20 protein-coding genes and 1 pseudogene are annotated in these 23,375 nt (G+C 43.5%); 5 read left to right on the top strand and 16 right to left on the bottom strand.

Translation table 11 applies throughout. From position 1 onward, the window contains the following. Positions 1–10 precede the first annotated feature (10 nt). Positions 11–193 (bottom strand): hypothetical protein, encoded by a 183-nt coding sequence (locus QUA53_RS12095; RefSeq protein WP_333097505.1) that lies wholly within the window; start codon positions 191–193, stop codon positions 11–13. 363 nt (positions 194–556) lie between these two features. Between QUA53_RS12095 and QUA53_RS12090 the strand changes: the two genes are divergently transcribed. Together QUA53_RS12090 and cysK are read left to right on the top strand one after the other, a co-directional pair. Beyond that, on the top strand, positions 557–994 hold the full coding sequence (locus QUA53_RS12090) for an Rrf2 family transcriptional regulator (RefSeq protein ID WP_333097507.1): 438 nt from the start codon (positions 557–559) through the stop codon (positions 992–994). Positions 995–1,012: 18 nt separating this feature from the next. Further along, positions 1,013–1,993, top strand: coding sequence for a cysteine synthase A (gene cysK / locus QUA53_RS12085; RefSeq protein WP_333097508.1), 981 nt, complete (start codon positions 1,013–1,015; stop codon positions 1,991–1,993). Positions 1,994–2,132: 139 nt separating this feature from the next. On the opposite strand, the gene QUA53_RS12080 is transcribed toward cysK, so the two are convergent. The 9 genes from QUA53_RS12080 to QUA53_RS12040 form a co-directional block, all read right to left on the bottom strand. Continuing rightward, positions 2,133–2,927, bottom strand: coding sequence for a sulfite exporter TauE/SafE family protein (locus QUA53_RS12080; protein WP_333097509.1), 795 nt, complete (start codon positions 2,925–2,927; stop codon positions 2,133–2,135). A gap of 301 nt (positions 2,928–3,228) precedes the next feature. Beyond that, on the bottom strand, positions 3,229–3,732 hold the full coding sequence (locus QUA53_RS12075; protein ID WP_333097510.1) for a hypothetical protein: 504 nt from the start codon (positions 3,730–3,732) through the stop codon (positions 3,229–3,231). A 172-nt stretch (positions 3,733–3,904) separates the two neighbouring features. After that, positions 3,905–4,141, bottom strand: a complete 237-nt coding sequence (locus QUA53_RS12070; RefSeq protein ID WP_333097512.1) for a hypothetical protein — start codon at positions 4,139–4,141, stop codon at positions 3,905–3,907. A 19-nt stretch (positions 4,142–4,160) separates the two neighbouring features. Next, entirely contained in the window at positions 4,161–4,607 is a 447-nt protein-coding gene (locus QUA53_RS12065) for a DUF202 domain-containing protein (protein ID WP_333097513.1), read from the bottom strand. Between the two features lie 15 nt (positions 4,608–4,622). Next, positions 4,623–5,045: a DUF202 domain-containing protein gene (locus tag QUA53_RS12060; protein ID WP_333097514.1), complete on the bottom strand. Its 423-nt coding sequence runs from the start codon at positions 5,043–5,045 to the stop codon at positions 4,623–4,625. Positions 5,046–5,191: 146 nt separating this feature from the next. Continuing rightward, positions 5,192–5,857: a hypothetical protein gene (locus QUA53_RS12055; RefSeq protein ID WP_333097516.1), complete on the bottom strand. Its 666-nt coding sequence runs from the start codon at positions 5,855–5,857 to the stop codon at positions 5,192–5,194. A gap of 539 nt (positions 5,858–6,396) precedes the next feature. Beyond that, positions 6,397–7,059: a cadmium resistance transporter gene (locus QUA53_RS12050; RefSeq protein ID WP_333097518.1), complete on the bottom strand. Its 663-nt coding sequence runs from the start codon at positions 7,057–7,059 to the stop codon at positions 6,397–6,399. Positions 7,060–7,079: 20 nt separating this feature from the next. Next, the gene (locus QUA53_RS12045) at positions 7,080–7,784 is read right to left on the bottom strand and encodes a cadmium resistance transporter (protein WP_333097520.1); all 705 of its coding nucleotides are present in this window, start codon (positions 7,782–7,784) and stop codon (positions 7,080–7,082) included. 208 nt (positions 7,785–7,992) lie between these two features. Then, positions 7,993–9,495: an APC family permease gene (locus QUA53_RS12040; protein ID WP_333097522.1), complete on the bottom strand. Its 1,503-nt coding sequence runs from the start codon at positions 9,493–9,495 to the stop codon at positions 7,993–7,995. A 387-nt stretch (positions 9,496–9,882) separates the two neighbouring features. On the opposite strand from QUA53_RS12040, the gene QUA53_RS12035 reads away from it, so the two are divergent. Next, entirely contained in the window at positions 9,883–10,797 is a 915-nt protein-coding gene (locus tag QUA53_RS12035; protein ID WP_333097523.1) for a LysR substrate-binding domain-containing protein, read from the top strand. Between the two features lie 137 nt (positions 10,798–10,934). Here the strand turns inward: QUA53_RS12035 and QUA53_RS12030 are convergent, their stop codons facing one another. Next, entirely contained in the window at positions 10,935–11,780 is an 846-nt protein-coding gene (locus QUA53_RS12030; RefSeq protein ID WP_333097525.1) for a prohibitin family protein, read from the bottom strand. 56 nt (positions 11,781–11,836) lie between these two features. Then, the gene (locus QUA53_RS12025; protein ID WP_333097527.1) at positions 11,837–13,039 is read right to left on the bottom strand and encodes an EAL domain-containing response regulator; all 1,203 of its coding nucleotides are present in this window, start codon (positions 13,037–13,039) and stop codon (positions 11,837–11,839) included. A 419-nt stretch (positions 13,040–13,458) separates the two neighbouring features. On the opposite strand from QUA53_RS12025, the gene QUA53_RS12020 reads away from it, so the two are divergent. Continuing rightward, positions 13,459–13,974 (top strand): heme-binding protein, encoded by a 516-nt coding sequence (locus QUA53_RS12020; RefSeq protein ID WP_333097529.1) that lies wholly within the window; start codon positions 13,459–13,461, stop codon positions 13,972–13,974. On the opposite strand, the gene QUA53_RS12015 is transcribed toward QUA53_RS12020, so the two are convergent. The 3 genes from QUA53_RS12015 to QUA53_RS12005 form a co-directional block, all read right to left on the bottom strand. After that, the gene (locus QUA53_RS12015; RefSeq protein ID WP_333062634.1) at positions 13,961–14,377 is read right to left on the bottom strand and encodes a secondary thiamine-phosphate synthase enzyme YjbQ; all 417 of its coding nucleotides are present in this window, start codon (positions 14,375–14,377) and stop codon (positions 13,961–13,963) included. The genes QUA53_RS12020 and QUA53_RS12015 overlap by 14 nt on opposite strands. A gap of 96 nt (positions 14,378–14,473) precedes the next feature. Next, positions 14,474–15,574 (bottom strand): glycosyl transferase, encoded by a 1,101-nt coding sequence (locus QUA53_RS12010; protein ID WP_333097530.1) that lies wholly within the window; start codon positions 15,572–15,574, stop codon positions 14,474–14,476. A gap of 343 nt (positions 15,575–15,917) precedes the next feature. Further along, positions 15,918–16,931: a hypothetical protein gene (locus QUA53_RS12005; RefSeq protein ID WP_333097532.1), complete on the bottom strand. Its 1,014-nt coding sequence runs from the start codon at positions 16,929–16,931 to the stop codon at positions 15,918–15,920. A gap of 122 nt (positions 16,932–17,053) precedes the next feature. Between QUA53_RS12005 and QUA53_RS12000 the strand changes: the two genes are divergently transcribed. Continuing rightward, positions 17,054–17,620: a hypothetical protein gene (locus tag QUA53_RS12000; protein WP_333097534.1), complete on the top strand. Its 567-nt coding sequence runs from the start codon at positions 17,054–17,056 to the stop codon at positions 17,618–17,620. A 4-nt stretch (positions 17,621–17,624) separates the two neighbouring features. Here QUA53_RS12000 and QUA53_RS11990 read toward each other — a convergent pair. After that, positions 17,625–22,972 (bottom strand): annotated as a pseudogene (locus QUA53_RS11990) (trifunctional serine/threonine-protein kinase/ATP-binding protein/sensor histidine kinase). Positions 22,973–23,375: the final 403 nt, after the last annotated feature.

Genomic DNA, 23,375 nt, shown 5'->3' with positions numbered 1-23,375 from the left:
CAAATGTGCGTTAATTAAATTTTCTCATCGACTCGTCAATAAGTTCAAAAGCAAGTGCGATCGTCGCACTTGCTTTTTTCTTTGTGTTTATTTCTTTCTTCTCACTGCCAACAGATGCGATATCTCGCACCTGTTGACTGCCGTTAAGTAGGTGAGTATGAATAAACTTAACGGTGAGACAGCATATATCCACCTACCTCTTAGCAGTTACTTGAAGGGGGTGGTATTGCCTGTAAAATACTCGCTCCCTGCAACATTTGAGACTTTCGGGATCTACCCGCTTTTGGGTATTCCCAAGACGGTGCAAAGGGCGGAACCAAGAAGGGGCAAGCTTTCCACCCACCCTGTACCCCCACGCCGAGCATCAGGCAGTTTCCGCCCCTGTGTCCGTGTTGCTCGTAATACCGACAGTGCCGACAGCTTAAACTTACATTGACGTTGCTCACGGGATTTCTCCAACCGTTTTTGTAATAAAAATATACTAACACCTGTACACCTACCGGAATTGTGTACTATTATATAATGTACAATTTAAACTCGATCGCCAGTGGGGAATGTGGAACTATCTTCTAGAGTAGAATATGCCCTGTTAGCGCTCTTGGAACTGGCGAGCCACTACCCGAAGGATTCGCCCCTAACAGTAAACGAACTTACTGCTTCTCAAGAGATACCGGAACGCTATCTAGACCAAATTCTTGCCGTGCTGCGGCGTGCGAGTATCGTCCAAAGTCTGCGGGGCGCTAAAGGCGGTTATTTGCTGGCAAAAGAGCCTTGGCAGATTACTTTGCTAGAGGTGTTTTCGACACTCGAAGGCGACGGCAGTGCCCCGACTCAAAAAGTTTCGGAATCTGTAACAATAGAAAAAACTGCGGTGCTAGAAATCTGGCAGGAAGCTCAACAGGCATCTTGGGCTGTTTTGGGCAAATACACATTACAAGATTTGTGCGAACAGCGGGATGTTCGCAAACAAGCACATCCCATGTACTACATTTAAAGGGAGAGAAATTAAGCCATGAGAATTGCTAAGGATGTTACAGGAATAATTGGCAGAACTCCTTTAGTTCAGCTCAATAAAATTCCCCAAGCCGAAGGAGTAGTTGCTCATATAGTAGCAAAATTGGAAGGGATGAATCCGGCTGCTTCGGTGAAAGATCGGATTGCGGCGAGCATGATTCAGGCGGCAGAAGATGCGGGGCTAATTCAACCGGGGAAAACTATTTTAGTTGAACCGACTTCAGGCAATACTGGAATTGCTTTGGCAATGATCGCGGCGGCGAAAGGCTACAGTCTGATTTTAACAATGCCGGATACGATGAGTTTAGAGCGCCGATCGATGTTAAAGGCTTACGGAGCTCGGTTGGAATTAACTCCGGGACATGAAGGGATGTTAAGCGCGATCGCCCGTGCGGAAGAAATTGTAGAAGAAACCCCCGATGCTTTCATGCTGCAACAGTTTCGCAACCCCGCTAATCCGAAAATTCACCGGGCAACCACGGCCGAGGAAATTTGGGAAGATACAGAAGGTAAAGTAGATTTTTTAGTGGCTGGAGTTGGCACCGGCGGCACAATTACTGGAGTTGCTGAGGTAATTAAACAGCGCAAACCGAGTTTTAAGGCGATCGCAGTTGAACCAGCCACCAGCGCCGTGCTTTCTGGAGGTAAATCTGGTGCTCACAAAATTCAAGGGATTGGTGCAGGATTTATTCCGGAAGTGTTGAAACCCGAGTTAATTGATGAGGTGATTGCAGTTAGCGACGCAGATGCGATCGCCTACAGTCGCCGACTAGCCAGAGAAGAAGGATTGTTGTCAGGAATCTCAGCAGGCGCGGCTTTGTTTGCAGCTATTCAAGTCGGCAAGCGTCCCGAAAATGCAGGAAAATTGATAGTTTTTGTGCAGCCTTCTTATGGCGAACGCTACCTCAGTACAGTGCTGTTCAAAGACTTAGAATTGCCGACAGTCAGCGAACTCGAAGCATTAGTCAGCAATTATTAATACGTAGTAGGGGCGATCGTTATTACTGCGACATTGCTATTAGTTTAACCCGAAAGACCGGCAGGGAATTAATTCCCTGCCGGAGTGTACCGAAAGCGTATATTTGTTTACAGCAATACTCCTGACCTTACCCTAGTTTTCAAACTTGATACAACTTCCAACTCGCCATTGCCAACATTCCGTAAATCACAAACTTTAGCGGGCGTTGAGGCATAATTTGGCAGAATTTAGCCCCTACCAAAACTCCAGGCACCGAACCCAACCAAATTGGCACAACTAAACCCCAGTTTACTGTTCCGAGGCTGAGGTGTCCCAGAGATGTAAACATCAATAAAATTGCCGCCTGAGAAATATCTGTCCCCACCAATTTAGAAGTATCCAGGCGGAAAAAAGCAATCAGCAACAGTGCAAACATCGAACCGGAAGACACGCTAGTGATTCCAACTATGCAGCCTAAAATTGCTGCCGCACTCACAGTACAAATACGACCATAATTAGTATTTAAGTCCCATTCAGGGGGCGAAGGCAATTTAAAATTAGGGAAAAAAGTTTTGACCGCTAATTGGAGCAGCGATAAAGCGACAATTAGGGCGATCGCTACTCCGAGAACGCGCAGCAATATGCTGTCTAAGTCCTGAATTCCGCTGGATTTGATGCAGTGTAAAATCCACACCCCAGTCAGCGAACCGGGCACGCTGCCCAAAGCCAGCCACTTAACTACTTGCAAGTCTAGGGTTTTTTGCTGCCAGTGTTTAAAGCCGCCAACAACTTTCATCAGTGTAGCAGCTACGACATCCGAACTAATAGCAATTGATGCCGGAACCTGGAAAACAAAAATTAACATTGGGGTGATGAGCGACGCTCCGCCAACTCCGGTCAAACCAACGATAATGCCAACAAAAAAGCTGAGAAAGGATAGTAATAAGTAGTTCACTGTTATGCCCAAAAACTGTGTATTTAAGCGCTGCCAACCAACAAATAGATAACTTGGGCGGCTCCTGCCACACAGCAACACAGGCAAAATCTTACTCGCATTTCAATATTTGTTACCCGAACTTTTGCTATTCAACGCTTAATTTTTTTCGTGTTTAGCTACAATATTCTAGGTTGAACTCAGTAAATGCAATTAAACAAAGCTACAAGAAAATGTAGTGTAAAAGCTCCCTGATTTTATTATATTTACCTGTGTAACTGATTAAAAACCCTCGATAAATTGATGGTTTATGTTCAGCCTTCTACCTTGAAGTGACTATGGTCATAGGTAAAACAGAGCTGAGGTTAACCGACTCTTTGCCGGCAAAGTAATCTGGAGTATCGAGAACATTAAAATGAATCAATGCCACAACGACAATGGTGAAGGCGGTTGAGGAAACTAAACCCGTCAATAACTCTTTTTTGAGGTTTTTTTCCTTGGGTTTGTCTGTAAAAACATCTACAGCCCCAAATTGCATCAACAGAATTCCAGCAATATTGGAAAGCCAGTAGCCGACAATTGTGCCAGGAAACAGTAAATCTGGGGAAAGCCCACTACAGATATACCCAAAGGCGTAGGCAATTGGCAGATTGAAAAATATGTCGTTCCACCAACACAGCGGTGATAGCAAATATCCAATTCCCAGAAGTAACCCGCCTCTGATTTTTTTAAACCAGATTTCCTTAAAACCCTTAGCTTGTGGCAACTGTTGGGTCAGTTGTCCTGCAAGCTGGTACTCTTGACTGACTTTTTTAGCGTTTTCCACGATAATAGCTCATAAATCGATCGACTTACCGTAGTTTAGCAGCAAAGCTGACTTATGTCTAGTAAATCAATCGAGTTACCGTATTTTGTTGTCGATCGGCTCAATCTACTTTCTTTCGGGTACAAAAATATCGATGAGGGAGAGGTTGTTGAGAATGCTGGCTGGTGTCTGTTTAGACTGAGATCGAGAAATTGAAAGCTTCAGGCAAATGCTTGACAGTTTGCCAAAGATATGCAGTATCGATGCCCCAGTAATATTGCAGGTAAACGAGCAAAAGCCCGATCGCGACTGTCACGCCGAGCAATTTAGGGACTATTTTCGCGACAGTCTCCAGCACTACGAATGCTGCCCAGACAGCAGCACCTAAGATGAGAATGGAAGCGATCGTGGCAACTGTATCGTTGTTCATAATTAACTCCTGTTGACAATCAATCGGGTATGACAGAACTACTTGGGCCCAGGGCGGCTGCCAAAATCGAATAAATTACTCCAATTCCCAATAAGCCCACAGCAAAACTGAAAAATAAAACCATGGCGTCTGGGGGATTGTAGGTATCGCGGTCAATTTGGTGGCGAACGGTGAAGTAATGCTTAGTTGAGATTAAGACTGTCACCCAACCTATTAGAGAGAAGATTAAACCCAACTTCCACCCCATCGCCTGACGGTAATTTACGGGCATTTGCACGACGCGAAGTCGGATGATGACGACGCCAAAAGCCATGAGGGCGATCGCTGCCCGCATCCAGGCTAAGAAGGTGCGCTCATTTGCCGATCGATCGATCGCCCGCGACAGATTTGCCTGCTGTAGTTTCTCATCATCTACTTGCATCGGTTTGAACGATAATTGCACGCGATCGAACTCTTTAATATTCATATTAAACCGCCACCGTTATTCAGGTGCCATCAAACCAAATGAGCTAGAAGGAACGGTGAACATATAATAAATTACCCCAGCCCCTAGGATTGCGATCGCGAGGCTGAAAAGAATTACCCAGCGATCGGTAGGTTCATAAGTATCGTAATCGATATCGTGACGGACGCCAAAGTAGTGCTTAGTTGAGAATAACACCGTCAGCAAACCCACTGCTGAAAAAAGCAAACCCAACTTCCAGCCATTGCCGGGAGTTGGGAGTAGAGGGGGATGAAAGGTGCGAAGGCGCACAATAACTACGCCAAAACCCATCAGGGATATTGCTGTCCGCATCCATGCTAAATAAGTGCGCTCGTTTGCCAAGTGATCCCGAACCCGCGACGGATTGGGTCGCTTAGTCTTTTCTGTATTTACTTTGGTGGATTTCCAATTTAATAGCATAGATTAACCTTTTAATTTTAATGGGAAATAAGAAGGTAAACCGATATATTTTCGCTTGGATGATTATCCGCCGGGGATTGCTCCCCGGCGGGATTTTGCATTGCAACGGGCTTTAAACAGCCGATCGCATTACAACTTCACCAAAACTAATCATTTTCCTCAGTAGGTGCGTTGGGAACTTGCGTATCTATGTAAGCCTGAGTCACGTCAGGAACAAACCAATTCGCGTCCCCAGGCTGGAAAACCTTAGCAGTAGGAACGTTGAATTCTACAGCCCCCGTATCGGGATTAGCTCTGGCTACAACTTGAGTTCCGTCAACTATCTTAACAGCTAGACCCCCAGTCAATTCTTCGGAAGGTTGATCGGTCGCCCTTAAATCGGTTGCTTTGATATCACTGGGGAGAAAAATTCCATCGCAATCCCATTTATGTTCAGTTGTTTGGCCGTCAGCTAGAAAATAAAGGGCATTGTCGTAAGTAGAAGAAGCGGCTTTTTTGCCTTTCGGGCCGTAGACAGCCAGGGTTTTTCCGGTCTCGTTGCGGCACTGACCCCAAGGTTTTCCCGTTTCTAAAGTGTATTTTTGAAACTCCAATTGAGCGATTTTTTTCCGGAGTTCCTCAGGGGTATAATTCTGGGCGCTATCGGGTGCGTCTTTCGCTGCCTTGAGAGTGTTCAGAGCTTCAGTCACCTCTATGTAGTCGGGATTGCTCGCATATATCGGCGTTTTTGGAGCGTCAGCCCAGGATGGGGGAACGAATACTAAATTGGCGGCCATTACCAACAGCACTAAAACAAATTTGAAGATTTTCACAATTTTTCTCCTTTTCTCGGTTGTCAGGTTTTTTCCAACTTTCTGTTTGCTTGCTATCTTAGGACTTAGGCAAAAACGATATCTCTTTAACTGGTTTGGCTGAGAAACCAAATTTTGCAGGATCTAAAAATCTGGTGGTTTAGGATTAGACCTATTGTCAAAGTTGAGCGGCGTGGGGTAGTGGCGAAGTGTTCGGGCGATATTTTAAGGATTACTCCTCAAGTTTTTAGCTGAGTTTGATTCACCACTACACTATTATTGAAATGAAAGGTATATTCTTGCCTAAGTCTGGCAATTTGCTAGCTCACAAGATGGCTTGAACTTTCGTAAAAATTCGAGGCTAAATTAGTTTGAAGCTGCTTTTAGCTCGGTTAATTAGTTCATTATTAACTTAGCATAATAGGTGATATATGGCAAGTAATTTAGACACTATTTTAAGGAAAAAATTGGAAAGGTAAAAATGATGAGTTAGAACTTATGAACTCCATAAAAATTATCTACCTATAGAGGGATGGAAGTTGCGGAACCGGGGCTAATTCCTAGTTAGAGTGAAACGCCGGAAGCAGCCGATAACTACCACTTTCAATCAGAATGAATATTCCCAAACCAATCAATACAAAAGGGACAACAGCCTTGGTATAGCGAGTCAAAATATGAGCGATCGCCCTTTGGCGAGTTAATCGGTAAGCGACATAAGACCAAACACCTACCATCACCGAGAAAACCGCCAAAATCACCACCAAGCTCGGCAAATCGCTGCTAGCAAACAGCGGCAAATAAATGCCGATGTTGTCTCCCCCGTTGGCCACTGTTACCGCAGCCACATTCAAAGTTTGGGGATTGAAAAGATTGACGAGTTTTGACAGTAAAGATGAGTTAGATTGACGGTTAAATTCGCCAGAGACGGCTTGTACGTCATTTTCCTGATTTTCTCTCTTGACTAAGTGACTGATGCCGATCGCGATCGGAACCAAACCCAGCAAGCCAATCCAAGCTTTCGGCACAATTAAACCGCCAAAAAAACCGGGCAAACTAGCAGCGATGAGTGCTGCAAATCCGAGGTACTTACCGAAAAAGATATGCCGGGGACGGAAAGTATCATTTACCTGGGCGAAGAACAGCATCGAAATCACCATATCGTCGATATTGGTTGCGGCAAAAGATGTAATCCCGGCAATAATCGCTGCTGCAATCCAATTCATGTGCTGTCCCTGCAATTTTTCTAAACTTCTGTTTCGCTGGCGTTACTTCTACTCATAGTTATCAAACAGAAACAGCAACCAACTAAAGATATTATACTTAAAGTTGGGCTTGCCAGAGTGCCGCTTTTCACCAGAATCGCCATTCCCAATCCGATCAAGACAAAAGGCACAATCTGATTGCCGTAGCGAGTCAAATTATCCGCAACCGCCCGCATCTGAATTAACCGATAAGCAGCGTAGCACCAAACGCCCACCATCCCGAAGAATACAGTGAGAACCACCGCCAAACTTTCTAAAGTATTGCTAGCAAAAAGCGGCACATATATGCCGATATTGTCGCCCCCATTTGCCACCGTCACCGCTGCTACGCTGTAAGTTTGAGGAGACAGAAAACTGCTAAAAAAAGATTTCTCAGATTGCTCTAATTCTGCCTCAGCTTCCGAATTGTCAGTTTCGGAATTCAGCAAGCGGCTAAGCCCGATCGCAATTGGCAGCAAACCCAGCATTCCAATCCAATCTGGCGGAAAGATTAAGCGGCCAAAAAACCCCGGAAGGCTAACCAAAACCAGTGCAGTAAAGCCCAGAAACTGACCGAAGATAATATGCCTGCGCCGAAATACTGCATTCACCTGTGAGAAAAACAGCAGCAGAATCAGAATATCGTCTAGATTCGTAGCCGTAAAAGCTGTCATGGCGGTAGAAGTTGCTGTTAATAATTCATTCATTTCTGTGTCTCCTGATATTTTTTATTTCGTTGTAGTCGCCGGAATAGTATATTAGCAAATCGCTCTCCGGATTCCCAAAAATTAAACTTTCTTGTGGGCTGTTGTTCCTAGCCAACCTTTGAAATGCTGCTCGACAATGCTGTAAGAACTCAGTAAAAACCCCGTTGCTAAAAACTTTTCGTCCTGAATGCGAACTGATAACTGCTAATCAAAAACGATCGCTGTCAAAGGGAACGGCTTTGAATCGAACACCACCATAAATTGCATTTTCTTCCTCGAATTTGGCGTGAATTGCGTCAATACCCTGCTGCATCGAGCCCGTCAGTTCAGGAGAACGCAGCCGCTGCCAGAAAAACCATCCGCAAGTAACCACCAAGTACATCAAGAACAAGTAAGGAAACGCATCGTAAGGAGCTTCTGGAGGTGGGAACATAGTGCTGCCTGGAATGCCCACGCTGCCCGCAACCGGAATCATCATAAATGCGATCGCCACAGCCGAGAACGCTACATCTCGCAGGCGCAACTTACCAATTTTGTGCAGGTAAACCGGGGCTGCGATCGAAATTAAGACGTACACGGTTAAAAATCCGTAGCTGCAAATTGCCCCCAAATAACCCATACAATCGAACAGTTTGATGTCAAACATAGACATCACCGCCGGCACAATAAATGTCAGAAATGTACACATCGTTACTGCAACGTGGGGAGTTTTATTAGAGGAATGCGCTACACCTAATGAAGAGTGAAACAAACCGTGGCGCGCCATCATAAAAAATACTCTCGCCGCTGGATTGATGCTGCCGAGCACGCAAGCAAAAAAGCTAAATAAAGCGCCGAAAGCCACTAACTCTCCCAGCCAACCCATGCCCACTTGTTGTGCCAGAAAACTCAGAGGTTCTTCAGTATTAGTAATAGAAACTCCAGTACCGCTAAAACCCAAAACCTCAATATAGGTCATCAAAATGAAGAATAAGCCTGCCATCACAGCGCTGCCCATGACAGCCCTGGGGATATTTTTTAAGGGTTTTTTCGCTTCGTCGCCCAGAGATGTAGCACTTTCAAAACCAGAGAAACCAAACATTACTAAGACAAGCCCCGTCGCTATGTTCCCCGGAGTTACGCCTTCCAAAGTCAGTTGCGACATATCTAAGGCAAAACCTTTGTGCGCCCAGATGATAATTCCTAAAAGTGCGATCGCCGCCACCGATGCTCCTTCCAGCCACAGCATCGCCATAGCTGAAAGCTGGATATCTTTGTAACCTGCATACCAAGCAACGCCAGCCCCGATCGATAACAGCGTAATCGGTGAGGGATGGATGCCTAAATGACCGATGAAAATACCCGTAAAGTTGGCAAAACCGCACAAAACGGCCATCGCAGTAAATAGATAAGCCAGTACCAAACTCCAGCCGCAAATTACGCCTGCAGTCGGGCCTAGTCCTTTAACAATATAAGAATAAAGAGAACCTGCAGAAGCCGATCGACTCGCAAATTGGTTGATATTAATGCTGACAAATACTAGACCGATCAAGCCGATCGCAAAACTCAGCCAAGCCCCGTTACCTGAAAGAGCGACAATTAACCCTATATTAGAGGCTGGTATCGTTGTAGGTGCAATGACGGCAAAGGATTGAGCTAAAACCTCCCCGAAGGAGAGACAGTCCGGCTTTAAGCCGTGGGGACTGTGATTTTTTGGCGTTTTCTTAGTCATTTATCTTCTCTCTTTTTGTCGATCGACTTTTGGCGATCGGCTTAAACTTGTCGGTGCTGCTTCAGTATCGGACCCTGCGTTAGAAGCTTAAGTATCACCTTAAGGCTCTTCAGGGGTAGAATCAAATGTTGTTTTTTATCAAATTAATAAATACAAGTGATGCAGTGCCGCGGCCAAAGACCTGTGGGAAGACCAGACGTATCTGTCGCCACCAGCTCCAACCCTTGACCTTAAAAGGAAAATTGAAATAGCGGCTGCCAACCGTGCTTTATTGGCAATTCCAACCTGTACAAGATAGTGGACAAGTTCAGGTCAAAGCTTAGCCGCAATAGATTTTAGTCTCAAAAAATAACTGTATTTAGTAAAAGGTTACTCAGCATGGCCGGAATGACACTTGACCAACTGCGAGTTTTTCTAGCTGTCGCGGAACACCTACACTTCAGCCGCGCAGCGGAGGAACTTTACATCACCCAACCTGCTGTCAGCGCGACAATCCAAAGCTTAGAGGCGCAATACGGAGTAAAACTATTTCACCGCATCGGCCGCCGCATCGAAATCACAGATGCTGGGAAGTTGCTGCAAGTTGAAACTCAGAAAATTCTCGACCAAGTTGCTTTGACTGAGAGAGGTTTGCGGGAGTTGAACGACTTGCAGCGAGGCGAATTAAACTTGGGTTGCAGTCTGACCATTGGCAATTATTGGTTGCCTGACAAACTTAGCAAGTTTAAACAGCAATATCCTGGTATTTCCGTGAATTGTACTCTGGCAAATGCCGAAGAAATTTGTGCGGGGACGGCGACGGGAACATTTGATTTAGGTTTAGTGACGGGAGACATCAAAGCTTCGCTTAAGAACACTCTGGAGGAAGAAGTTGTAGGCAGCGAACGCTTGCTGATTGTAGTTGGCCAATCTCACCCTTGGTTTGAACGGGCAGAGGTGAGTTTAACGGAAATTGCGAAAACGGATTGGGTGATGCGAGAAGCTGGTTCTGGAGTGCAGCAAATGTTGGAACAAGCTTTGCAAAGTTGGGGCATTAATCCCCATGAATTAAATGTAACTTTAGTTTTGAATAGCAGCGAAATGGTAAAAGCAGTAGTGGAAAGTGGCACAGGTGCAGCGGCTATTCCTGAATTGATGGTAAAAAAAGAAGTGCAGCTATCTACACTGCGAGCGATTAAAATTATAGATAGCCAACCAAGCTCTAATGTATCTTTTGAAATAATTAAACCTGTTTTAAAACTGAAGCACCGACAGCGTTTTCAAACTAGAATTACTAAAGCTTTTGAACAGATATTAACTTAAGGTGCTGGTAATTGGTAATTCAGGACTGCCGCACGAATACTCACTAAAGCAGGTTTTTTACCCACATAAGAAGCTAAACTCCCTGTATTTGTGTAAAGAAACCCGGTTTCTGGCGACCCCTGCATCCAGGATTATAATTATCTTTCAACCAATTTCCTTAAGTCCAATAAATTTTTACCCCCATCACCAGTAATCAGCGGCAATTTCCCATCCCATTTTTCTATAGCCTGCCTTTCCAAAAGTTCTGGAGTCAAATTGTCCCGCAGCAACCTTTGCACCTCGGCTTCTCCCTTGGCTAAATTCACCTTCGCCTCGGCCTGTTTTACTGCCTTTAACGCTAAAAACTCCCCTGTTTTTGCCTCCTGTTCGGCAATTTGTTTCGCCTCCACTGCCTCGCTAAACCGCTCAGAAAAGTGAACGTGTACTAAAGAAATATCATCAACTGCAATGTGATACGTAACCAGCCTCAAGGTCAAAGAATCATCAACGGCGGCTTTAACTTCTCCCCGTTTAGTAATAATCTCTTCAGCCGTGTATTTAGCCATAACTGCTTTTAATACTTCTTCAACAGCCGGCTCTATAATGCGATCGACGACTTCTTTTTCGTCACCTATTTGTTGAAAAATAGCATTTGCTTCTTCTGGGATAATATGCCAATTGAGTGCTACATCTGTGAAAACATCTTGTAAATCTTTTGAGGAAGCTTCAGCGGAACTTTCCTGTTTTTGTACCCTGACTGTCAACTTTTTTACAGTATAAACTGTGGGGAATATTGCGTGGATTCCTTCTCCGAGTACCTGTTCTTGAACTTTCCCAAACTGCATCAGTACGCCCCGTTCTCCAGCGTTGACAATGACAAAAAATTTGGACAAAATAGCTAGGAAAACTATCAGTAGAGCTAGTTGAACAGCTAGGTAAAATTCCTTATTTTTTTTATTGCTTGATTTGAGTGAGTCAACGTTACTTCTGGATTCTTCTATCATATCCCACCCCGACAATCGCACTTAATTATAGGATCCACCTTGACTTAATAGATATTTTATTTTCCTGCCACCAACAACTGTTCAAAATCCGCTGCTGCCAAAGGAGGACTGAACAAATATCCTTGCATTATATCGCACTTATGGCGCCATAAAAAATCTTTTTCTGCTTCTGTTTCAACTCCTTCAGCAATTACCTCAAGACATAGACTGTGCGCCATTTCAATAATAGCTTTCACAATCGCTGCATTGGTGCAACCATCAGTGATATTGCTGATAAAACAGCGGTCTATTTTTAAAGTATCGAAAGGGTATTGCGTCAGATAGCTTAAAGAAGAATACCCAGTTCCGAAATCGTCAAGAGATATACAAACTCCCAAATTTTTCAAATGTTGCAAAGTTGCGATCGCGCTTTCGGCATCTTCTACCATCAAACTTTCTGTCAGCTCTAATTCCAAACTGCTCGCTTCCAAACCAGTTTCTGCTAAAATTTGGGCAACTCTGCTGCTGAGATCCGGTTGGTGAAATTGGCGCGGCGACAGATTTACCGCTATTCGGAGCGGAAAACCCGCATTTTGCCAAACTTGCATTTGCCTGCAAGCTGTCTGCAACACCCACTCGCCTAACTGTACAATGAAGCCAGTTTCTTCGGCATGGGGAATAAATTCTGCGGGCGAAATCAGCCCTTTTTCTGGATGTACCCAGCGCACTAAAGCTTCTGCGCTCATAATCTTACCTGTCTGGACATTGACTTGCGGCTGATAGTAAACTTGGAATTCTTCTCGTTCCAGTGCGTTGCACAAACTGGTTTTTATGTGTTCTAATTTGTCGGCAGTATTTTCGATAAATTCGCTGCCTTGCCCTCGCAAAATATTGTACTGTTCGGCGACAGCTTCTTGTTTTTTCAAGCGACTCGATATCGCGCCCACAAGTTCCGCTTTACTAAAAGGTTTAGTCAGGTAATCATCTGCTCCCAATTCCATACCTTGACGCATTTCAGAGCGATCGGCTTTACCGGTCAGAAAAACAAAAGGTACTGTAGCAGTAACAGGATTCGATCGCAAGGCCACCAGCACCCCATAGCCGTCAAGTTCTGGCATCATCACGTCGCAAATAATCACATCGGGAAGATTTGATACCGCCGCATATAAACCTTTTGCTCCATTTTCTGCACCCGTCACGTCGAAACCTTCAGCTTTGAGGAGTTTGAGAATATTCTCCCGAATTACTTGCTCGTCCTCAATCACTAGAATCTTTTTCATACGTCATTCCCTGAAAGCGACATAATTGATAGGCGTTACTGAACGCGATAAGCGTGGCAATAACTGAGAACGTACAGCTCGATCGGCCCAACAGCCGAATATTTTCCGATACAAATAGCAAACGCCTGAAAACACTAATTTTTCAAGCACAACTAGATTAATGTTTCTCTGTTTAGTCAGTGCCGTCCGTATTATTACGAGGTTAATTAATAATCTCTCAATTAATTCTAGGCGATCGATAGTTAGCAGCGCCTTAAATAACTGCTAAACTAATTGTGCCACCTGAACGATTGTCTGCAAACAATCTCAGCCTATTTATACCAGTTGCCAAAAACCATGCAACTGCAAGCAAGTTCCAAACCCTTGCGGAGTCAGTCTTCCCCATTCTTCAATGTAAAATCTCAACTTTTAAATCTCAAATGGTATTACCTACTGGATTCCCTGAACCCGCACAGATTGGGGTCATAGAAGTTAAGCAATATCCTCACTACCGCGCTGTCACCTACACCCATGCGGGCGATTTGCGACAAGCAACTGGCATCGCCTTCAATCCCTTATTTCAACACATCAGCAACAACCAAATTGCGATGACAACGCCAGTAGAAGCGCGCTACACGGAAAATTCCGGGCAAATCGATGCAGTTCCCCAAGCAGAAGTTTCGTTCCTCTATCCCGAACCAAATATCGCCCCCAGCAGCGTTAACTCCGCTGTAGAAGTCACAGATACTTCTCCGATGACAGTTGTCAGCATCGGCGTGCGCGGGGCCTACACTTGGGAAAGCTACGAAAATAACCTCCAGAAACTCAAAGATTGGCTTCAAGAACATCCTGAATACGAAATAGTCGGGCCGCCGCGCCGCTTTTTTTATAATTCCCCGATGACGCCGGAAGCAACTAAAATCAGCGAGGTACAAATTCCGATCAAGTGCCGCTGACGTGAACAACTAACTCGCGAATGTGGCCCCGCTGGCGGTGTTCCCACAGGTAAATTCCCTGCCAAGTTCCTAACAGCAACCTGCCGCGATCGATCGGGATTTGTTCGGAAGTGTGAGTCAGCGCAGTGCGAATGTGTGCCGGCATATCGTCTGGGCCTTCCGCATCGTGAATGTAGCGATCGCCCTCCGGTACCAGTTTAGCCAAAAAGTTAGCCAAATCCTTAAGTACATCCGGGTCAGCATTTTCTTGAATCACCAAACTAGCAGAAGTATGGCGCAAAAATAAACTACAAAGTCCCGTTTTAATACCTGAATTCGCCACCACATCTTCTATCTTAGGAGTGATTTTGCACAGAGATTTCCCTGTAGTTTGAATCTTGAGTATCTGTTGATAGTGATTCATTCGATTTTAGCTTTTAGATTTTGGATGAGACTGATGTAAAAGTCTTCTGTCGGCGGAGGTAGACTTTGTTTGTGTAAGATCGATTTCTAATCGCACTTATGAAAAATAGTCTACAACAGCTTGGGCGATCGCCTCCGTACCATTTTTATCCAATTTATCCGACAAACAGGGCGGATGCAGCGGTTGTCGCAAAAACTCCCAATCCCCCTCAAAAAACTCCGTCGCCGTCAAAATTTGATGTTCCGCATAATTTTGAATCCCTTCCAGCAACACCGCAGCTTCTGCAAAACCTTCTCTCATTATAGAAACAACAGGTATTTCCAAGCGCAAAGCTTCCGCAAAAGTGCTGTATCCCGGTTTAGAAACTAAGCGCCCGCAAACAGGCATAATATCAACCGGACGCGGTAAAATCGGGAAAAATTGTGCAAGCTCCTGATTTTTGACATAAATCAAATTCGGCAAATCGGGAGCTCCCGCATCAAACGTAATAAATTGCCACTCGCTAAATTGCTGTAAATTTTGATAAGGAATTTCTTCTAAACCCAGTCCGCCGAAAGTCAACAATACAGTTTTTTCCAGCGGTGTTTCGATGCCAAATACTTCCCGAATTTTTTCGTTACTGTAGCGAGGATTGCCGCCAGTCAAGCCCACATCTTGAATATTGGGGAAAGCTGCCATCGGTTCGTGCAAAGGAAGACGAAAAAGCCGATCGCACATTCCGAAACATTCACCAATCCAATCTGCCATTTCTACAAATTCCCCGCCCCAATCGCGATAGATAAAATCCCACCCAAAATTGCTCATCATCCAGCAAGGAACCCCAGCCGAGGCCGCCATTCGCGTTGCCAAAGGAGGAATGTCTGCCAGCACCAAACCCACCCGATTTTGATTGATAAAATTAACTTCGCTTGCAATTAGGGAATTTTGCTTTTTCCGAATTTCCCGTAATTTTTCCAGCGTTGCGTCTTTATCCATATTCAAACTGTCAGCTTGCACGACACCCACATCAAAAGCGCGGGGACGGTGAATAAAGTCGCCACCAATATAACATTCTAGCAGCCAGCGAGGTGCTGTTGTTGTGATAATTAGTAAGATATCTGGATTTAATTCTTGAATTTTTGCAGCTACGGACGCAACTCGGACAGCGTGGCCGAATCCGTGATTGGTGATGGCAATATATAATGTTGGTCGAGACATTGATAATGGGGAATGGGGAATTGGGAATTGGGAATTGGGAATTGGGCATCGGGGATCGGGAATTGCGGTAGAGATTGGAAGGCAACAATGGCAAGCTTCAAGCGACGCTCCACCAACAATGACACCATTAATAACTAATGACTAATGACTAAGCAGTTGTGTATTTAAATTGTATATTCCTGGCGTTCCTCTGAGCAACTTCCCAGATTTTTTTTCTTATTGACTATAATAAAATTAGTTTTTAATGATGAACGGCACTCCTCTATTTATGAATAAATTAAAACTCAAATTTTTCGTCATAACTTAATTATAATTGTACAGGGATCAAATATGCAAGAACTCATCAATCGGACGCGCCCTTAGACCAAACAGGCAATTGATTAATCTTGTCCAGCGTTATATCTACATACTTTTTACCGTCCGCCGCCAGATTTTCCCCAAAATATCCCTCATCCCCGTCGTGCTTGTGAGGGCCACTCAAAGCTTCTGCATAGCGGCCTTGCAAACGAGCTTGATTGAAAGGAGAAGTCGCGTACCAGTACCAGCGACTCGGAAAAACTATGCCGCCAATATCCTCAATTGAATCGCGAGTGCCGCGAAAGTGAAAAATGCGATCGGCTTCTGCAAAACCATTTTCTCCCGAAAACACGCCCCCAACCGAAACAACTGTAATTTCTGCCTTCAGCCATTCTTTAAGATAGCGAGTAGCACCCAAAGCAACTTGTGCGCCGCCGCTAGTGCCAATTAAAATAACTTTCAAAGGTTTTTGACGATTAACTGAAATGGGAGATTGAGCATTCATGCGATCGATAATTGCATTAGCAATTCCCTGATTGTATGCAAAGCCGTAGCGATAATCTAGAGAAATTGCAAACCTCCAAAGATTGCGAATTTTGATGAATATATCCCCCGCAATTGGCCCTTTTTGTGCCTGTTCTGCAAACCGCCAAAAAGGAGCTAGCCAGCGCTCTCCTCCTAAACTTTTGTTAGAAGCTGAATAAGGAAAAACATCGCCCACTGCTACGCACTGCGGGTGACTTTTAACTAAACCCTTGAGAAAAAACTCTTCACCAGGGGTTAATTCGTCCCCCGAAAAATCGCCAACTCCCGGTAAAAAGATGATATAACAATTGAGCTGCGAAGACTTGCGCGCTTCTAGATTGCCCTTGTTTGAGGGCAATATCTCCGGCGGATTTTTCTTGATCCCCAAAGTTTCTGCACTTTGATTCAGCCACCATATAACAGTCCCCACCGGGGAAAGAATGCCCCAAATTATCAGGATTACACCTGCGATGAGCAACAAATTTAAACTTCCCCCGCGCAACCATGCAAGTATCCGTAAAATCAATCTTAGCATTTAATAAAATCTGGTAGAATGCCAATTAATTACTTAATTACCTAGAAATAGTTCGGTGATTCTGCTGTATTAGAGCTTATTTTGTAAAAGTTGTCAACTATCTTGAGGAGCAGGAGTTCAACGTGAAGGGAGAAGATTCAATTGCAGGTTTGGGCGCAACGCTTTGGAACGCACTTTCTTTGAACGGCAATTTTTACGAAAAAACTCCCTACACTGGCAGAACTAAGCGCATAGCTTTAACAATTGTAATTTTAGCAGCGCTGTCCCGCGTGCTGGGCAGTGCCGTCATCTTGTTAATCAACCGAACTGAGCTATCAGTGTTATTTTTAACACTTTGGATAGATGGTTTGGCAGTTGCGGGGGGTTATTATTTTTGGACTTTTACTATCTTTAAAATCGGGGAGTGGCTGAAACCGGGTCACGTAGCTTATAGGGAGTTGTTGGTTCCGATCGGCTTTGCTTACGCGCCCCAAGTGCTGAATTTTTTAACCTTAATTCCCTTGCTGGGAGAAGGAATAGAGCGGATATTAGCTGTCTGGAGTTTGCTAGCTGTAATTGTGGCGGTTCGCCAAGGTTTGGATATTCAAACTCGCTGGGCGGTGTTAATTTGTTTTGTGGGTTGGCCGTTGATCCAAATTGCGATCGGCTTTGTGGAAGTAATTAAACAGTTGCTTTCACGATGGCTTTAATTCATCAATACGGCAGCAGTATTGTAAACTCGCTGCCCTCTCCATGTTCCGACTTGCAAATTAACTTTCCTCCATGCTGTTCTACCACGATTTGATAACTGATAGACAATCCCAAACCAGTCCCCTTACCTATCGGTTTAGTAGTAAAAAACGGATCGAATATTTTACCGAGCACCTCCGAATTCATCCCCACACCATTATCAGCAATGCGAATCGCTACTTGATTGCCTTCCGCGACTTCAGTGCAAATCTGAATTGTCGGAGTCTGTTTCCAGTCAACTTCACTCCCTCTTTCGTGACAAAAAGCATCAATCGCATTGGTCAGGACATTCATAAATACCTGATTAACTTCTCCCGGATAGCAGTTCACTAAAGGCAAATTGCCGTACTCTTTTATCACTTGAATATCAATTAATTTGTGATCCAAAATCATCAACGTGCTGTCGATACCTTCGTGAAGATTAACCCATTTTCTATCAGATTCATCTAACCGAGAAAAGTTTCGCAGCGACAGCACAATATCGCGAACCCTCGCAGCACCCACCCTCATTGAATCTATCATTTTAGTGAAATCATTCATTAAAAAATCTAAATCTATTTGCTGTATTTCATTTACTATTTCTGGTACGGGATTTGGGTAATTATTTTGGTATAAACGTAGGAGATTTAGTAAGTTTTCAGCGTATTCATTGGTGTAATATAAATTTCCATAAATAAAGTTAATCGGGTTATTAATTTCGTGAGCAATTCCACCGACCACTTGACCTAAACTGGACATTTTTTCACTTTGAATTAGCTGCACTTGAGTGTGGCGAAGTTCTTCCAGTGCAGTATGCAAATTCTCAGTTCTTTGGGCTACTCGCGTTTCCAGAATAGTATAAAAACGAGCATTTTCTAGAGAAATAGCTGCTTGTGCACACAGGATTCCCAAAATTTCTACCCTGTCGCTAGTAAAAGCACCTTTTGTTAAATTATTTTCTAAATAAAAAATTCCCGTAAGGTTGCCTTGATGGATAATTGGCAATACCAGGATAGATAGGGGTTGAGTGGCGGCAATATAAGGGTCAAATTGGAATTGCTCGGATCGGGTAGCATCATCTAAAACTAAGTATTTTTGGGTTCTTTCTACATAGTTAATCAATGAAATTGGGAGCATCTCGGATTCGGCAATCGGGAGAGATTGTAACAGGGTTACATCATTAAACTGACCTGTAAGTCCAGCTTCTATGAATAATTGATTACCTGTTTTGGCAAGAAATAATACTTTTTGAGCGCCTGCATTTTCCTTTACAAGCTGTACAAGTTTCTCTAGCAAACGGCTGAGGATAATTTCGCTCGAAACAGCTTGAGATGCTTTGACAACAGTTGGTAAATCCAGCATCAAGCTATTGTCAACAGTAGTGGTAGCAGTCATAAGATCAACATTTTTAGATATTGCTCCCTGATTGCGATCGACTAAATAAGGATAACGGGATTCTAAGTATTTAACTTTTGCTATAGTCCCCAGCGGATGTAGGCATAATAAGCTTTTGTCAAATAAGATCGAGCAATTATGTCTTTATCCAAAGATTGATAAAACTCTCCAGCTAACTCATAAGCTAATGCTTCTTCTTGGATGTAACCGTTAGCCGCCGCTCCTTTAATAGCTAAGTCATAATAATCCATGGCTGCAAGTTTATCGCTGAAAAGTCGAGCTTTCTCAGCTTCAACTAACTCGTACTTGTGCTGATAATTCATGGGTGCATGGTAAGCCCACTTTTTCATAATTTGTTGATTAGAGTTAACAATAGCTAGGTATGCTTCTTGATTTTCACTGTCAGGATAGTGAGCGAGGAGAGCGAGCGAATAGTAGAAATTGTGTACCCCAACAGTGATTAAGCCGATCGCCCCATCTGCATATTCTGCCGCTAATTTACCGCGGGCAACAGCCGCAGCATAATCTTTCAATAAATAAAGCAGCATCAATTTAGCAACATAAGCTGCAAACAGCGACATTCGATTATTTTCTTTCTGCCAACGCGATATCACAGCAGGTTCATCCAACCTGGCGCTAACTAATCGTACTTGCTCTGCTGTTTCGCTTATTAAGCTTGAAGCAATTATTTGCCAAATTTTAGCATAACCTATGGCAAATTCGTGTGTATTTTTTACCAAAAATTCCATATAAATGCTTTGTTTCTCTTTGACATATTCTAGGGGTTCTCCCACCCAAAACAAATTGGTAATATAGTGCTTAGAATTATAAATTGCCCATTCTAAGTCACCACTTTCCAAACCAAAATTCCTTCCTTCGAGAAAGGAAGCAAGTGTATTTTTAGTAGACTCTTTCCAGATTCTTATATGACCATTAAACATTACATAAACCTTAGCTTTCTGTTGGCTAGCATTAAATTGTTCTAGCAGCTTTAAAGCAATTAGTCCAGCGTAGTAGCCAGCTTCGATGTCGCCTTCGGTGCCGCACAGAATCATTCCATAAAGAGTATAGGGAAAAGTAGCTAATGCTGAATGACCGCGATCGATACAAAGATTGACCATAGTCAAGACGAGGGAGGACACAATTTCTGGTTTGGCAATATAAGCAGGAGGATAGAGGGCTGTCAGGATTTCCATAGCTGCCAGTTGATAAGGATCTGTCATAACTGGCAGGTTTTCTAATTCCTCAATTCGCGGCAATTTTGGCACGGCAATGGTTTTGTTATCTAATAGGTTTACTCCCAGCATTTCCAGCACTTCTAGACCTGTTTCAACAGCTTTTAGCATCTGGCTTTGAGCCTGATAAAATAGGATTTTTAGCTGATACACTTTCACTATGTCAAGCTGGTGTTTCGCCGATCGCAAAACCACTTCTGCCAAAACTTCTGCTTGCTCAAAGTTGGTGTTTAAATATTCCGCTTCCAGCGTCTCTACATACAAGCGCAGCGTCATGCTATAGTTGCGCTCCCAGCTATCAGGTGCTAATAACGACATTCCCGCATTCAAATACTTAACAGCGGGTTCGTAAGCATTAGCTGCTTTTGCCTTATGTCCAGCAATTAAATTTAATCCGGCTAATTCATCTTTTTCTGATTGCAGGCTCAGACAATCCATTCCTACATTCAACTGGTTGATAATATCAAAAATTTTCTCTTCTACTTTATCAGATGGCGTATTTTCAAGTAGCAATTTACCTATGCTAAGATGAGTAGCTTTCTTTTCATCCTCAGGAATCAGCGAATATGCAGCTTGCTGGACGCGATCGTGCAAGAAATTATAGCTGATTCGCGAAGAATCGAAAGTTAAATTAGCTCCTGCTTCTCCATCTAAAAATAAAGGAATGAGGTAACTCTCATTCAATGGAAGTATTAACCCCGCTTGCAAAGCATCCCAGAGTTCAGTCGCAGTGACTGACGGAGATTTTGCGTTGACAGTAGAGAGAACATCTAAAGTGAATTTGTCCCCAACACAAGCGGCTAATTTCAAAACTTGTTGTGTAGTCTCTGGCAATTGTTGAATCCGACTGGCTACCAGTTCAACTACACTCTTATCTGTGATGCCAATAGCGTGAATCTCCTCAATGTTCCACTGCCACTCCCCTCTTCTTCCGGGAGACAGCAGCCGGGTAAAATCAAATCTCAAAAGTTTTTCTTGATAAAGAGTGTTGAGCAATTGCGTCAAGAAAAAAGGATTCCCACCAGTCTTATTCCAAATTAACTCCGCTAAAGGTTGAATTCTTTCTGAGTCATTCAATGTCTCAGAAATTAACTCAGTCACCTGGGCTAAAGAAAGAGGTTCCAGCACTAAATTGTTGAGAATACTCCCCGTGGCTTGAAGGCACTCTACTGTTTGCATTAAAGGATGTGTAGAGCTAACTTCATGGTCTCGATAGGCTCCAATTAATAGTAAATATTTGCTATCGGGGTCAGTCGCTAGCAATTCCATTAATTTCAAGGTCGCTGAATCTGACCACTGCAAGTCATCGATAAATATGACTAATGGATGCTCTTTTTGCGCGAATACGTGGATAAATTCTTTGAATAGCCTGTTAAAGCGGTTTTGTGCTTCTGTGGGGGCAAGTTCCGCAACGGCAGGCTGTTTGCCAATTACCAATTCTAGTTCGGGAATCACGTCAATAATTACTTGTCCGGCATCGCCTAGTGCGGCTAAAAGTTGATGTTGCCAATCTTGTAATTTTTCGTTATTTTCCGCAAGTAACTGCTGGATCAAAGATTGAAAAGCTTGAATTAAAGATGCGTAAGGTATATTCCGCTTGAATTGGTCAAATTTACCTGAAATAAAATAGCCCCGCTGTCTGGTGATGGGTTTTTGAATTTCGCTGACTACGGCCGATTTGCCTATACCTGAATAACCAGAAACTAGGATCAGTTCAATTTGGGAAGGGGAAGAAATTTCCTCACAAGGATTAGCTACACGTTCAAATGCTGCCAATAGTTCGCTGACTTGTGTTTCCCGTCCGTACAATTTTTGAGGAATCAACAACTGACTCAATATATCTAAGTTTCCCGGCGTAAAATCGACTATCTTGCCTGTAGTTTCTAACTGATGTAAACAAATTTCTAAATCGGCTAACAATCCGCCTGCTGTTTGATATCTACTTTCGGCATTTTTTGCCATCAATTTCATCAAAATTTGTGAAAGGGGTGGTGGAATGTCTGAATTAATTTGATGCGGTAAAATTGCTTGAGAAGCTATGTGACTGTAAACTATCTCTAACGGGTCGTTGCTCATAAATGGCAACTGACCTGTCAGCATTTCATATAAAGTGATTCCGAGAGAATAAAAGTCTGTGCGGTAGTCGAGGGTGCGGTTCATTCTCCCGGTTTGTTCGGGAGACATATAAGCAAAAGTACCGACTAGCGAGTTAGTATTATTAATTTGGGGGTTTTCTTTAGACAATCGCGAAGCAATCCCGAAATCGGTCAGTTTAATAATTCCTGTTTGGCTGTTGATGATGATATTGCTAGGCTTAATGTCTTTATGAATAATTTTTTGAAGGTGCAGATATTCTAAGGTTTTTATGAGTTGAATACCAAACCTCAAACAGGTGATGACTTCGAGCTTTTGTCGGGACATCAGGCGATCGAGAGATTCGCCATTAAAGTCTTCTAAAAGCAAGCCGAGACGGTTGTCAAAGGTTTCTAGGCTAATTACTTTAACTAGGCCCGGATGGTCTAAATGTTGGCGAATGCGATACTCGTGCTTGATCCGGGTAATTGCATCGAGGGTGGGATATTCAGCTTTCAGGATTTTGAGTACAGTTGTCTCCTGCTGGGTGGGGATTTTTCCTCGATAAATAATTGTTTCGATACCTTCGTGGAGAGTAGAGTGGATTTGGTATTGCGAGAGAAATTGCATCGAGTTCTGCTCAGAGTTGAAAATATATCTGATTCGAGTCGCTGTTGGCTGTTGACTGTTGGCTGTTGGCTGTTGCCTGACCACCCTCAACCGTCAAAAGTCTTGACATTAAAACTTTTATATGCTTAATTAAACCACGTACTTAAGTAAAAAAAATCAAGCTTTATTTACTCGTACAAGAATCTATTTATAGATAAAATGATAGTATTCATGGAATCAAGCCATTTTGCTACTATTATTCTCAATTAATATCCGAACGACAGCGGACGGCAACCACACCCCTACTATTCGGCTCTCCCCACTGTCCCTCCCCCTTTAGCAAGATACATTGTTAGAGAAGGAAATACACAAAAATTTACATCTATAATTTGTGTAGTGTTCCAAATCGCTCCTCACCAGCAGC

It is taken from the genome of Microcoleus sp. Pol12B3 (assembly GCF_036701355.1).
Lineage (GTDB): Bacteria > Cyanobacteriota > Cyanobacteriia > Cyanobacteriales > Microcoleaceae > Microcoleus.
This window is presented reverse-complemented; position numbering and strand designations above follow the sequence as displayed.

Excerpts from the sequence above, each read along its gene's own strand:
- cysK (WP_333097508.1), top strand. The coding sequence starts at position 1,013 with ATGAGAATTGCTAAGGATGTTACAGGAATAATTGGCAGAACTCCTTTA.
- QUA53_RS12070 (WP_333097512.1), bottom strand. The coding sequence starts at position 4,141 with ATGAACAACGATACAGTTGCCACGATCGCTTCCATTCTCATCTTAGGT.
- QUA53_RS12065 (WP_333097513.1), bottom strand. The coding sequence starts at position 4,607 with ATGAATATTAAAGAGTTCGATCGCGTGCAATTATCGTTCAAACCGATG.
- QUA53_RS12060 (WP_333097514.1), bottom strand. The coding sequence starts at position 5,045 with ATGCTATTAAATTGGAAATCCACCAAAGTAAATACAGAAAAGACTAAG.
- QUA53_RS12050 (WP_333097518.1), bottom strand. The coding sequence starts at position 7,059 with ATGAATTGGATTGCAGCAGCGATTATTGCCGGGATTACATCTTTTGCC.
- QUA53_RS12045 (WP_333097520.1), bottom strand. The coding sequence starts at position 7,784 with ATGAATGAATTATTAACAGCAACTTCTACCGCCATGACAGCTTTTACG.
- QUA53_RS12040 (WP_333097522.1), bottom strand. The coding sequence starts at position 9,495 with ATGACTAAGAAAACGCCAAAAAATCACAGTCCCCACGGCTTAAAGCCG.
- QUA53_RS12035 (WP_333097523.1), top strand. The coding sequence starts at position 9,883 with ATGACACTTGACCAACTGCGAGTTTTTCTAGCTGTCGCGGAACACCTA.
- QUA53_RS12030 (WP_333097525.1), bottom strand. The coding sequence starts at position 11,780 with ATGATAGAAGAATCCAGAAGTAACGTTGACTCACTCAAATCAAGCAAT.
- QUA53_RS12025 (WP_333097527.1), bottom strand. The coding sequence starts at position 13,039 with ATGAAAAAGATTCTAGTGATTGAGGACGAGCAAGTAATTCGGGAGAAT.
- QUA53_RS12020 (WP_333097529.1), top strand. The coding sequence starts at position 13,459 with ATGGTATTACCTACTGGATTCCCTGAACCCGCACAGATTGGGGTCATA.
- QUA53_RS12015 (WP_333062634.1), bottom strand. The coding sequence starts at position 14,377 with ATGAATCACTATCAACAGATACTCAAGATTCAAACTACAGGGAAATCT.
- QUA53_RS12010 (WP_333097530.1), bottom strand. The coding sequence starts at position 15,574 with ATGTCTCGACCAACATTATATATTGCCATCACCAATCACGGATTCGGC.
- QUA53_RS12005 (WP_333097532.1), bottom strand. The coding sequence starts at position 16,931 with ATGCTAAGATTGATTTTACGGATACTTGCATGGTTGCGCGGGGGAAGT.